At 67.5% G+C, this 12,647-nt stretch carries 10 protein-coding genes; 7 read left to right on the top strand and 3 right to left on the bottom strand.

Annotated features, from left to right (window positions below; translation table 11 throughout):
• Positions 1 to 21: 21 nt before the first annotated feature.
• The gene (locus QTI51_RS01825) at positions 22 to 546 is read right to left on the bottom strand and encodes a phage tail protein (RefSeq protein WP_093123620.1); all 525 of its coding nucleotides are present in this window, start codon (positions 544 to 546) and stop codon (positions 22 to 24) included.
• Between the two features lie 21 nt (positions 547 to 567).
• Positions 568 to 2,463 carry a phage tail sheath family protein gene (locus QTI51_RS01830; RefSeq protein ID WP_116908428.1) on the bottom strand — a complete coding sequence of 632 codons (1,896 nt, stop codon included), beginning with the start codon at positions 2,461 to 2,463 and terminating at the stop codon, positions 568 to 570.
• Between the two features lie 324 nt (positions 2,464 to 2,787).
• Between QTI51_RS01830 and tfpB the strand changes: the two genes are divergently transcribed.
• From tfpB to QTI51_RS01845, 3 genes are all read left to right on the top strand, one after another.
• Positions 2,788 to 4,593 carry a type IV pilus assembly ATPase TfpB gene (tfpB, locus tag QTI51_RS01835; protein WP_116908427.1) on the top strand — a complete coding sequence of 602 codons (1,806 nt, stop codon included), beginning with the start codon at positions 2,788 to 2,790 and terminating at the stop codon, positions 4,591 to 4,593.
• A 156-nt stretch (positions 4,594 to 4,749) separates the two neighbouring features.
• Positions 4,750 to 5,238: a tripartite tricarboxylate transporter TctB family protein gene (locus QTI51_RS01840; protein ID WP_116908426.1), complete on the top strand. Its 489-nt coding sequence runs from the start codon at positions 4,750 to 4,752 to the stop codon at positions 5,236 to 5,238.
• 19 nt (positions 5,239 to 5,257) lie between these two features.
• Positions 5,258 to 6,769 (top strand): tripartite tricarboxylate transporter permease, encoded by a 1,512-nt coding sequence (locus QTI51_RS01845; RefSeq protein ID WP_116908425.1) that lies wholly within the window; start codon positions 5,258 to 5,260, stop codon positions 6,767 to 6,769.
• A 356-nt stretch (positions 6,770 to 7,125) separates the two neighbouring features.
• Here QTI51_RS01845 and QTI51_RS01850 read toward each other — a convergent pair whose 3' ends face one another.
• Complete coding sequence (locus QTI51_RS01850) at positions 7,126 to 8,052, bottom strand: LysR family transcriptional regulator (protein ID WP_116908424.1); 927 nt, start codon at positions 8,050 to 8,052, stop codon at positions 7,126 to 7,128.
• A 97-nt stretch (positions 8,053 to 8,149) separates the two neighbouring features.
• Between QTI51_RS01850 and QTI51_RS01855 the strand changes: the two genes are divergently transcribed.
• The 4 genes from QTI51_RS01855 to QTI51_RS01870 all read left to right on the top strand — a co-directional run bounded on the left by QTI51_RS01855 (position 8,150) and on the right by QTI51_RS01870 (position 12,643).
• Positions 8,150 to 9,121 carry a Bug family tripartite tricarboxylate transporter substrate binding protein gene (locus QTI51_RS01855; RefSeq protein WP_116908423.1) on the top strand — a complete coding sequence of 324 codons (972 nt, stop codon included), beginning with the start codon at positions 8,150 to 8,152 and terminating at the stop codon, positions 9,119 to 9,121.
• Positions 9,122 to 9,137: 16 nt separating this feature from the next.
• Positions 9,138 to 10,751, top strand: coding sequence for a gamma-glutamyltransferase family protein (locus QTI51_RS01860; RefSeq protein ID WP_116908422.1), 1,614 nt, complete (start codon positions 9,138 to 9,140; stop codon positions 10,749 to 10,751).
• A 94-nt stretch (positions 10,752 to 10,845) separates the two neighbouring features.
• Complete coding sequence (locus tag QTI51_RS01865; RefSeq protein WP_116908421.1) at positions 10,846 to 11,793, top strand: DMT family transporter; 948 nt, start codon at positions 10,846 to 10,848, stop codon at positions 11,791 to 11,793.
• Between the two features lie 49 nt (positions 11,794 to 11,842).
• A complete protein-coding gene (locus QTI51_RS01870) occupies positions 11,843 to 12,643 on the top strand; it encodes an SDR family oxidoreductase (RefSeq protein ID WP_116908420.1) in 801 nt (266 codons plus the stop codon).
• Positions 12,644 to 12,647: the final 4 nt, after the last annotated feature.

Raw genomic sequence — 12,647 nt, forward strand, 5'->3', positions numbered from 1 at the left:
CATGGGCGGTGGCGGGCAAGCTCAGCCCGCCGGTTGCGGCACCGCGCCGGTCTCGTCGGGCTCGGGCGAATCGATGTCGCGCTCCCAGCCCTCGGTTTCCAGCTTCAGGTGCTCGATGGCGATGGCGTTGGCGTTCGAGTCGAGGTCGGGCACGGCGGTGTACTCGCTGACCCAGGCGCGGTAGATCTTGTAGCGCTTCACGGTCTGGCCGCGCTCGTTGTTCATCAGCAGCACCACGTCCTTGCGGAAGTTCTTCAGGTCCATGCCCGCGTCGGTGATGGGGTGGACCAGGTTGGCCCACTTCTCGAACTCCAGGTCGTGCGTAATGCCGCGCTCCAGCGTGATGGCGTCGTAGGTGGTGCGCCCGGGCGACTTGCGGTCGGTGCTGTTGTCGCCGCCCTCGCGGTGCTTGACGACGTCGGTGGTGCGCTTGAGCGCGCCCACCTTGCTGATGCCCAGCACCACGCGGCCGTCCCACATGAGCTGGAACTTGAAGTTCTTGTAGGGGTCGACGCGGTGCGCGTTGACGATGAAACCCTTGGGCATGTGCAGCTCCCTTCTATGGGGTCAGGACAGGTCGCCGACCATTTGCTGGATCGTGATGACCACGAACTCCGCCGGCTTCAGCGGCGCGAAGCCGACCTCGATGTTCACGATGCCGAGGTTGCGGTCGGCCTGCGTGGTGGTCTCCTTGTCGCACTTCACGAAGTAGGCCTCCTGCGGGGTCGAGCCCTGGAAGGCCCCCTGGCGGAACAGGCCGTTCATGAACACGCCCAGGTTCAGCCGTATCTGCGCCCACAGCGGCTCGTCGTTGGGCTCGAACACCACCCACTGCGTGCCGCGGTACAGGCTTTCTTCCAGGAACAGGGCCAGGCGGCGGATGGGCACGTACTTGTAGTCGTCGGCCTGCGCGTCGGAGCCGCGCGTGGTGCGCGCGCCCCACACGACGCGGCCGTACGCCGGAAAGCTGCGCAGCACGTTGATGCCGTGCGGGTTGAGGTTGCCGTTTTCCAGGTCGCTGATGGGCAGGCCGAGGTCGATCACGCCGTTCAGCGTGGCGTCGGTGCCGGCCGGCGCCTTCCACACGCCGCGCGTGGCGTCGGTGCGCGCGTACACGCCAGCCAGCGTGCCCGAGGGCGGCATGGCGCGCGGGCGCAGGCCGTCCAGCGGGTCGACGATGCGCACCGGCGGAAAGTACACGGCGGCATTGCGCGTCTGCGTGACGCCGTTGGCCCAGGCGGCGATGTTGGACAGCGTCTTGCCCGAGGGTGCGTCCAGGATGTAAAAGGCGCGCCGGCTCTCGCACAGGTCGGCCGCCGAGGCGATGACGGCCGCGGCCTGCGCGTCGGTCATGTCGAAGGTTTCGGGAATGACCAGCAGGTTGAACAGGTCCGTGTCCAGCAGCGCCTGCATGCCTGTCTTGGCGAGCGGGCTGCCGACCAGCTCGACCGCGCCGGCGCGCACGCCGTCGACGCCCGGCGTGGACGGCGCGGGCAGCGGCGCGGCCACCACGGCGGGGCGGTGCTCGGCGCTGCCGGTGAACTCGCGCCCGCCGTTGGCCAGGCCCAGCCCGAGCAGCGCGGCCAGCCCGCCGAAGGCACCGCCGCCGATGCTCACGCCCGACGACTCGCCCGCGGTGGCCGAGGCCAGCCTCAGGTGGTCGGTGCCGGCTGTGCCGTCGGCGCCGGTTTCCGAGGCGGTGAGCCCGACCACGCCCGCGGCCGTGATGGCGGCGGTGACGGCGGTGATGACGGCGGCCAGGTCGGCGAAGGGGCCGGCGCCCACGGCCAGCGTGAAGGGCGTGGTGCCGTCGAGCACGCCGGCGATGGTGCGCTGCGCCGGGTTGATGGGCCAGGCCAGCGTCGAGCTGTCGGTGCCCACAGCGAAGCCGGCGTTGGCGAACACCAGCGCCCGCCGCGCGAGGGTGATGGCGGCCGAGGCCCCGTTGACCACCGACACCGCGTACTGCGGCGAGTTCGAATCGAGGTTGAGGTTGCGGTGGGTTTCCAGCGTCTGCAGGGTCACGCCGTCGCTGCCGAGCTGCTGCACCACGAGGTTGAACTCGGCGTCGGGGTTGCGCACGGCGGTGCGGTCGACGGCGATGCGCAGGCTGTTGGCCCAGCTGCCTGGGCTTGCTGCGCTCACGTCGAGCACGGGGGCGGGCGTGTCGTCGTTCAGCACGAAGGCCGCGGTGGCAAAGCCGCTGGCCACGCGCACGACGAGCGCCTGGCTGCCGCCGTTGGCATAGAACTGCCGCACGGCATACGACAGCGGGCTGTCGTGGTCGAGCCCGCCGTAGCCGCGCTCGAAGTCCGAGAAGCTCGTGATCGCCACGGCCGTGTCGGGCGTGCCCTTGCGGGTGTAGCCCACGAAGGCGGCGATGGAGGTCGCGACCCCCGTGACGGTGTGCACGCCGCTGGCGCGCTCCTGGATGTAGACGCCGGGGTATGTCACCTGGACCATAGCGTTCCCTTCGCTCGTGTGGACTGGCGGTTGCACCGGGTGGGCCGGTGCGCATCCCTGCCAAGGGTGCAATCGCTGTGCCACGCCGCGTTGCGATGCGCGCGAGCGCTAAGTGCTTGTCGTGCATGAGAAAGCACGGCGCGCCACCTGTGGCGGGCGTGTCACGGCCGACCCGGTTCCGGCGGCAAAGCGGGTCGAATGACACCCGGCGGGCTTGCCGAGCGCGTGCAAACCATCCAGACTCGCTGGGCCTCGCCCGCCTGCGCGCGCACCCCTGTGCCGTGGTGGCGGTCGAGCCCCGCTTTTCTTAATTCTTTCCGGTTCATGAGCGCTGTTCCTGCTGCTTCCATCTCCACGTCGGTCACCTCCGCCACGCCGCGCCATGAAGGCCCGCTCGAACTGCGCCGCCTGATCGAGTGGCTCGCCACCGACGGCGTGATCTCCCCCGCCGAGGCCAAGCGCACCATGGCGCGCTGCGCCCAGGCCGAAAGCCGGCAGGCCCCGCTGGTGCGGCTGGCCAACGTGGCCATGACCCGGGAAAGCGACGGCAAGCCGCTCGACCTCGAGATGCTCACGCAATGGCTGGCGGGCCGCGCCGGCCTTGCTTACCTGCGCATCGACCCGCTGAAGGTCGACGTGGGCAAGGTCGCCGACACCATGAGCGCGGGCTATGCCGAGCGCCACAAGGTGCTGCCGGTGCAGGTGCTGGCGCACGAGGTGGTGGTGGCCACGGCCGAGCCCTTTCTCACCGACTGGATCTCCGAGGTGGAGCGCCAGGCGAAGCGCGCGGTGCGCCGCGTGGTGGCCAACCCGGCCGACATCCAGCGCTACACGGCGGAGTTCTTCGCGCTGGCGAAGTCGGTGCGCGCGGCGCAGAAGGCCGGCGGCAACACCGGCGGCGCGAGCTTCGAGCAGCTGGTGGAGCTGGGCAAGAGCAACAAGCTGCTCGACGCCAACGACCAGAGCGTGGTGCAGGTGGTCGACTGGCTGTGGCAGTACGCCTTCGACCAGCGCGCGAGCGACATCCACCTGGAGCCGCGCCGCGAGCAGGGCGTGGTGCGCTTTCGCATCGACGGCATCCTGCATCCGGCGTACCAGATGCCCATGGGCGTGATGAACGCAATGGTGGCGCGCATCAAGCTGCTGGGCCGCATGGACGTGGTGGAAAAGCGCCGCCCGCTCGACGGCCGCATCAAGACGCGCAACATGCGCGGCGACGAAGTCGAAATGCGGCTGTCGACCCTGCCCACCGCCTTCGGCGAGAAGATGGTGATGCGGATCTTCGACCCTGACACCGCGGTGAAAGACCTCGACGCGCTCGGCTTCGCGCAGCACGACGCGCAGCGCTGGGAACAGCTGGTGACGCGGCCCAACGGCATCATCCTGGTGACCGGGCCCACGGGCTCGGGCAAGACCACCACGCTGTACTCCACGCTGAAGCGCGTGGCGACCGAAGAGGTGAACGTGAGCACGGTGGAAGACCCGATCGAAATGATCGAGCCCGCGTTCAACCAGACGCAGGTGCAGCCGCAGCTGGACTTCGGCTTCACCGAGGGCCTGCGCGCGCTGATGCGGCAGGACCCGGACATCATCATGGTCGGCGAAATCCGCGACCTGGCCACGGCCGAGATGGCGGTGCAGGCTGCGCTCACGGGCCACCTGGTGTTCAGCACGCTGCACACCAACGACGCGCCCAGCGCGATCACCCGGCTGATGGAGCTGGGCGTGCCTTCGTACCTGGTCAACGCGGTGATGCTGGGCGTGCTCGCGCAGCGGCTGGTGCGCACGCTGTGCCCCAGCTGCAAGCAGCCCGACGACACCATCACGCGCGAGAAGCTGGAAACCATCGTCAAGCCCTGGCAGATCACGGGTTCGGTGCGTGCCTACAAACCGGTGGGCTGCGTCGATTGCCGCATGACCGGCTTCATGGGCCGCATGGGGCTGTACGAGCTGCTGAGCATCAGCGAGCCGTTCAAGAACCAGGTGACCAAGGAGCCCAACCTGTCGGGGCTGCGCAGGCAGGCCGTGATCGACGGCATGCGGCCGCTGCGGCTGGCCGGCGCGCTGCGCGTGGCCGAGGGTGTGACGACCATCGAAGAGGTGCTGAGCGCGACCCCGCCGCTCGAATGACCTGACAGATGACCTGACATCGGCGGCGCTTCGCGCGGCCGCGCGGGGCTGAGGTATTTCGGGTTATCCCTAGGCCTTTCGTTAGTGGAATCCACATCAACCTGACCGGATGCTGACCGGACAATCCCGCATCGAAATTGTTCGAGGAGACTGTTCGTGAAGATCAAAAGTCAGAAAGACTTTTTCTCGGGTCTGATGTTCACCGTGGTCGGTGTGGCGTTCGCATGGGGCGCCACCACCTACACGGTGGGCTCGGGTGCCCGAATGGGTCCGGGTTATTTCCCGTTGATGCTCGGCATCCTGATGGCCGTCATCGGCCTCGGGATCATGTTTACCGGCTTGACCGTTGAAACGACCGACGGCGAAAAAATCGGCAAGTGGGCCTGGAAGCAGGTCGTGTTCATCCTGGGTGCCAACCTTGCGTTCGGCGTCCTGCTCGGCGGCCTGCCGAGCCTGGGTGTACCGGCCATGGGAATGATCATCGCCATCTACGCGCTGGTGATCATCTCGAGCCTCGCGGGCAACGAGTTCGACCTGAAGAAGGTCATTGCCCTCGCGACCGTCCTGGCCGTGGGCAGCTACGTTGCATTCATCTGGGCGCTGAAGCTCCAGATCCAGGTCTGGCCGACCTTCATCACCGGCTGAGAAGAAAGCTGCTCACATCATGGAATTGGTTGAACACCTCTCGATGGGTTTTGGCGTTGCCTTTACCTTCACCAACCTGCTGTACTGCCTGGTCGGCTGCATCCTGGGCACGCTGATTGGCGTGCTCCCGGGCATCGGCCCGGTCGCGACCATCGCGATGCTGCTGCCCGCCACGTACGCGCTGCCACCCGTGTCGGCGCTGATCATGCTGGCCGGCATCTACTACGGCGCCCAGTACGGCGGCTCCACCACCGCCATCCTGGTCAACCTGCCTGGCGAGTCTTCGTCGGTGGTGACCGTGATCGACGGCTACCAGATGGCACGCAAGGGCCGTGCGGGTCCCGCGCTGGCTGCCGCCGGCCTGGGCTCGTTCTTTGCCGGTTGCGTGGGCACGCTCATCCTGGCTGCCTTCGCGCCGCCGCTGACCGAGCTGGCCTTCAAGTTCGGCCCCGCCGAATACTTCTCGCTGATGATCCTGGGCCTGATCGGCGCCGTGGTGCTGGCTTCGGGCTCGCTGCTCAAGGCCATCGCGATGATCGTGCTGGGCCTGCTGATGGGCCTGGTCGGTACCGACGTGAACTCGGGTGTCGCTCGCTACAGCTTCGACATCCCTGAGCTGACCGACGGCATCGGCTTCGTGGCCATCGCCATGGGCGTGTTCGGCTACGGCGAAATCATTGCCAACCTCTCGCGTCCGGACGACGAGCGCGAAGTGTTCACCGCCAAGGTGTCCGGCCTGTTCCCGACCAAGGAAGACTTCAAGCGCATGGTGCCTGCGGTCTTGCGCGGCACGGCACTGGGTTCGGCCCTGGGCATCCTGCCCGGCGGCGGCGCGCTGCTGGCGGCTTTCGCGGCCTACACGATCGAGAAGAAGACCAAGCTGAAGCCGGGCGAAGTGCCCTTCGGCAAGGGCAACATCCGCGGCGTGGCGGCACCTGAGTCGGCCAACAACGCCGGTGCGCAAACCTCCTTCATCCCGCTGCTGACGCTGGGCATTCCGCCCAACGCGGTGATGGCGCTGATGGTGGGCGCGATGACGATCCACAACATCCAGCCCGGCCCGCAGGTGATGACCAGCAACCCGGAACTGTTCTGGGGCCTGATCGCCTCGATGTGGATCGGCAACGCGATGCTGATCATCCTGAACCTGCCGCTGATCGGCATGTGGATCAAGCTGCTGTCGGTGCCGTACAAGTACCTGTTCCCGGCGATCGTGCTGTTCTGCGCGATTGGCGTGTACTCGACCAACAACAACACCTTCGACATCTGGATGGTGGGCATCTTCGGCCTGGTGGGCTACACCTTCTTCAAGCTGGGATGCGAACCCGCGCCCTTGCTGCTGGGCTTCATCCTGGGCCCGATGATGGAAGAGAACCTGCGCCGCTCGCTGCTGCTGTCGCGTGGCGACTGGAGCGTGTTCGTGACGCGTCCGATCTCGGCGAGCCTGTTGGCCGCGGCTGCATTGCTGCTGATCATCGTGCTCTTGCCTGCGGTGAAGTCGAAGCGCGAAGAGGCGTTTGTCGAGGAGTGATCCTTCGGGTTTCTTACGCTTGAAAAACGGCGCCCTCGGGCGCCGTTTTTGTTTGTTGTTGTCGCTGTTGTTCAGGGCGTGTGAACAGGCCGTCGGGTACTTCCCTCCGCGAATGTCCTCCGCCCTTCGGGCTCCTCCTTTATTTCGCTGCGGGAAGCACCCGACGCCCTGTTCACTTGGGCACGCTCCTGGTGAACCGCTGATCGACGACCGATGCGAACAACGATCACGACGGCGCGGTACCCCTTTCCGAGAAATAAAGGAGGAGGGGCGAAGCCCCGGGGGACATTCGAGGAAAGGGGTACCGCGTCGGCGTGATCGCGCCCTGAACAACAGTCCTGGAAAAAACCCAAAAACTAAGACTTGCTCGAGCGAGGCGGCTTCATGTGTTGCCGCGCCATGGCCAGGAAGGCCAGCGCCGCCGGGCTCAGCGGATGCTTGGCCAGCCGCACGGCGACCACGGGGTATTCCAGTATCGGGCGCGTGACCGCCACCGCGCGCAGGTTGGCCGGCATCAGCACCTCCACATAGCGCGGCAACAACGCCACGCCCGCACCCGCCTGGATCAGGCCGAACGCCGTCGAGAGCATCGACACATGGTGCACCACCTGCGGGTACACATTGGCCGTGCTCGACAGCTGGCGGCTCACCGCGCGCCATACGTTGGCGTCGGGGTTCACGTGGATGAAGGGAAGCGACTCCAGGTGCCGGGCGTCGACCACCACGCGCTGCGCCAACGGATGGTCGTCGCGCACGAACAAGGCCATGCGCTCCGAGAACAAGGGCTCGGTCGCCAGTTCCGAATGCTTCTGGCCGATGTCCGAGCCGAAGCCCAGGTCGGCCTCCTGCGACAGCACGCGTGAAATCATCTGCTCGGCCGTGCTGTCGAGCAGCGTGGTCGCCAGCGTCGGATGCTGCTGCGAAAAGCGGCCCAGCAACGGCGGCAGCAGGGCGCCCGCCGTCAGGTGGCCCACCGCGAGCACCACGCGGCCTTCGCGCAGCTGCGACTGCGACCGGCAGGCGCCCACCGATTCATCGATGAGCCGCAGCGCGCGCACCGCCGTGTCGACCATCATCTCGCCCGCATTCGTCATGCGGATGCGGCGCCCGCGCACCACCAGCGGCTGCGCCAGTTCTTCCTCCATGCGCTTGATGAGGTGGCTGATGGCCGGCTGGGTGAGCTGCAGGGCCTCTGCCGCGAGCGTGAAGCTGCCGGTTTCGGCCACCGCCGCCAGGGCGCGCAACTGCTGCAGCGAGATGGCTTCCGTGGCGGGCTTTGACATAAGCGGCATTGATAGTTGAATAAGCTGAATTATCTGGCTTGATGCGCCGGTGCTGAATAGCATCCGTTTTTCCCCTCAGACGCTCAGAATCCTGCACATGAAAAGAAACCAGTTCCTCCAGGTGCTCGCCCTTGCGCTTGGCGTGGCAGCGTCGTCCGCCAGCCTGGCCCAGGGCTACCCGAACAAGCCCATTCGCCTGATCGTGCCGTTTCCGGCGGCGGGCGCCACCGACCTCTTCGCCCGCACGCTGGGCCAGAAGATGGGCGAGAAGCTGGGCACCACGCTGGTGGTCGACAACAAGCCCGGCGCCGGCGGCGCCATCGGCTCCGACCAGGCCGCCAAGGCCGCGCCCGACGGCTACACCATCCTGCTGGCCACCACCAGCACGCATTCCATCGGCCCGGCCATCAGCAAGCTGCCCTATGACACGGTGCGCGACTTCACGCCCATCGCCCACGTGGGCGACGCGGCCAGCATCATGCTGGTGCCGGTCAATTCGCCGGCCAAGACCGTGCGCGAGTGGATCGACTACGCCAAGAAGAACCCCGGCAAGCTCAACTACGCCTCCAGCGGCAACGGCACCATCGTGCAGCTGACGGCGGAGCTGTTCAAGGCGCAGGCCGGCGTGTTCGTCACGCACATTCCGTACAAGGGCACGGCGCTGGCCATTCCCGACCTGATCAGCGGCAAGGTCGACGTGCTGTTCGACTCGCTGCCCACCGGCATGCCGCACGTGCGCGACGGGCGCCTGCGCGCGCTCGGCGTCACCTCGCTCAAGCGCAGCCCGCTCGCGCCCGAGCTGCCGCCCATCGCCGACACGCTGCCGGGCTACGAGTCGAACACCTGGTTCGGCTTCTACGGCCCGAAGAACCTGCCGGCGGACATCGTCGCCAAGGTCAACAAGGCCGCCAACGAAGCGCTGGCCGACCCCGAGGTGAAGGAGAAGCTCGCGCGCCTGGGCATCGAGCCCGCGACGCCGGGCACGCCCGACCAGTTCGCGAAGATGGTGTCGGTCGACGCCGCCAAGTGGAAAAAGATCGTGGTCGACCGCAAGATCACCAACGAATAAGCAAGAGCACGCCGACATGAACTTCGACTTCAACAACCCCTACCTCTCCACCCGCATTCCGATCTTCGCGCGCAACGTGGTGTCGACCTCGCACCCGCTGGCCTCGCAGGCCGGGCTGCGCATCCTGCAGCAGGGCGGCAATGCGGTGGACGCGGCAATCGCCACGGCCGCGGTCATGACGCTGGTGGAACCGGTGAGCAACGGCCTGGGCAGCGATGCCTTCTGCATTCTGTGGGACGGCAAGGAACTGCACGGCCTGAACGCCTCGGGCCCGGCGCCCAAGGCCTGGACGCCCGAGTACTTCAAGGCCAAGTACGGCGCCGACGCCACCACGCCGCCCATGCGCGGCATCGACTCGGTCACGGTGCCGGGCGCGGTGCGCGGCTGGGTGGCCATGAGCGATCGCTTCGGCAAGCTGCCGTTCGCCGACCTGCTGGCACCGGCCATCGACATCGCCGAACGCGGCTACCTGGTGCCGCCGGTGGTGCAGGGCAAGTGGGCCGCGGCCACACCGGTGCTGCAGTCGCAGCCGGGTTTTGCGCAGACCTTCCTGCCCTGGGGCCGCGCGCCCGAGGTGGGCGAGCTGTTCCGCTTCACCGCAGCTGCACGCGCGCTCAAGGCCATTGCCCGCACCAAGGGCGAGGCCTACTACAACGGCGAGATCGCCGAGGCGCTGGCCAGGTTCTCGGCCGAGCAGGGCGGCGCGCTCACCGTGGCCGACCTGGCCGCCTACCAGCCCGAGTGGGTCAAGCCGATTTCGCGCGACTACCGCGGCCACACGCTGCACGAGATTCCTCCCAACGGCCAGGGCATCGCGGCGCTGATCGCGCTGGGCATCCTCGAGAAGTTCGACATCGCCTCGCTGCCGGTCGACTCGGTGCAGTCGCAGCATCTGCAGATCGAAGCCATGAAGCTGGCCTTTGCCGACGTGTACCGCTACGTGTCGGAGCGCGGCACCATGGAAGTGACGACCGAGCAGATGCTCGACGACGCCTACCTGGCCTCGCGCGCACGCCTCATCGATGTGAAGAAGGCGCAGGACTTCAAGGCCGGCAACCCGGTGAAGGGCGGCACCATCTACCTCACGGCCGCGGACGAGAGCGGCATGATGGTGAGCTTCATCCAGAGCAACTTCATGGGCTTCGGCTCGGGCTGCGTGGAGCCCGAGTTCGGCATCAGCCTGCAGAACCGCGGCCACGGCTTCAGCCTGAAGGCCGAGAGCCCGAACGTGGTGGCACCTGGCAAGCGCCCGTTCCACACCATCATTCCGGCCTTCCTCACCAAGGACGGCCAGCCGGTGATGAGCTTCGGCGTGATGGGCGGCAACATGCAGCCGCAGGGCCACATGCAGACGTTGGTGCGCATGCTCGACTACAAGCAGAACCCGCAGGCCGCCTGCGACGCGCCGCGCTGGCGCTTCAACGCGGGCCTGGAGATCAACGTCGAGGCCGCGATGAACCCGGCGGCGCTGCAAGGCCTGCGCGACCTGGGCCACCACCTGGAAGTGATCAACGATTCGTACCAGGACTTCGGCGCGGGCCAGTTCATCTGGCGCGCGGGCGAGCCTTCGGTGGAAGGCTACGTGGCCGCGAGCGACCCGCGCCGCGACGGCGTGGCCGCGGGCTACTGAACGAAAGCCTGAACGAAAGCCTGAACGCGCGTGGCCACGCGTTGCTGAACGCGAGCGGCGGCACGGGGTTTGCGCTTGCCGCGATGATCGGGGGATGAACAAGACAGCCGCATCGGCCGGCATTCCCCCTCTCGAAGCACCGCGCAAGGGCTACGCCACAGGCCTGGTGCTGGCCACGCTGGGCGCCATCGCGTTCAGCGGCAAGGCCATCATCGTCAAGCTGGCGTACCGCCACGGCGTGGACGCCATCACACTCATCATGCTGCGCATGCTCTTCGCGCTGCCGCTGTTCGCGGTGATGGCGTGGTGGGCGGGGCGCGGCAAGCCCAGGCTCACCTCGCGCGACTGGCTCGGTGTGTTCGGCCTGGGCTTTTCGGGCTACTACCTCGCGAGCTTTCTCGACTTTGCCGGGCTGGCGTACATCTCGGCCAGCTTCGAGCGGCTCATTCTGTATCTCAACCCGACGCTGGTGCTGCTGTTCGGCTGGCTCATGTACCGGCGCCGCGCCACGCGACCGCAGGTGCTGGGCATGGTCGTGAGCTATGCCGGCGTGCTGCTGGTGTTCGGCCACGAACTGTGGACCGGCGGGGGCGGCAAGGGCGGCGGGGCGGCGGCGTGGGGTGCGTTCCTGGTGTTCCTGAGCGCGGTGAGCTACGCGGGCTACCTCGTGTACAGCGGCGAGTTCGTCAAGCGGCTGGGGTCGCTGCGTCTCGTGGGGCTGGCGACCACGGTGGCGTGCGTGCTGTGCATCCTGCAGTTCGTGCTCACGCGGCCGCTGGGTGCGGCCTTCGAGGTGGCGCCCGAGGTGGTGTGGCTGTCGGTGCTGAACGCCACGCTGTGCACGGCGGTGCCGGTGCTGATGGTGATGATGGCCATCGAGCGCATCGGCCCGGCGGTGGCGGCGCAAACCGGCATGATCGGGCCGCTGTCGACCATCCTCATGGGGGTGGTGATACTCGGCGAGCCGTTCACGCCGTGGATCGCCGCCGGCACGGTGCTCGTCATCGCGGGCATCTTCGTTTTCACGCGCAAGGGGCGCTGAGGCCCCTTCGAACTTTCTCGAAATCAACAAGACCGACTGGAGCAACGACATGGATCTGGGTATCGCAGGCAAGACCGCACTGGTGTGCGGCGCAAGCAAGGGGCTGGGCTACGGCTGCGCCGAGGCGCTGGTGCGCGAGGGCGTGAACGTGGTGATCGTGGCGCGCGGCGCCGAGGCGCTGGACGCCGCCGCGAAGACGCTGGCGCAAGCCGCGGGCGCGGCGGGTACAGCGAGCGCGTTCGTGAAGCACGTGGCCGCCGACATCACCACCGAGGCAGGCCGCGCGGCGGTGTTCGCGCTGGGCCACGACTTCGACATCGTGGTCACCAACGCCGGCGGCCCGCCGCCCGGCGACTTTCGTACCTGGGACCGCGAGGCGTGGATCAAGGCGGTCGACGCCAACATGCTCACGCCCATCGAGCTCATCAAGGCCACGGTCGACGGCATGGCCCAGCGCGGGTTCGGCCGCATCGTGAACATCACGTCGAGCTCGGTGAAGTCGCCCATCGACATCCTGGGCCTGTCGAACGGCGCGCGCAGCGGCCTCACCGGCTTCGTGGCCGGCGTGGCACGCACGCCCATCGCGGCGCAGGGCGTGACCATCAACAACCTGCTGCCGGGCTCCTTCGACACCGACCGCCTGAAGGGCACGATGGCCGGCACCGCGCAGAAGACAGGGCAGGACTTCGACACCGTGTGGGAAGCGCGCAAGAAGAACATTCCGGCCAAGCGCTTCGGCACGCCGGCGGAGTTCGGCGCCATCTGCGCGTTCCTGTGCAGCGTGCAGGCGGGCTACATGACGGGCCAGAACGTGCTGGCCGACGGTGGCGCCTACCCGGGCACCTACTGAGCGA

The sequence above is a fragment of the Variovorax sp. J22G73 genome, assembly GCF_030317035.1.
In the GTDB taxonomy this organism is placed as follows: Bacteria; Pseudomonadota; Gammaproteobacteria; order Burkholderiales; family Burkholderiaceae_C; genus Variovorax.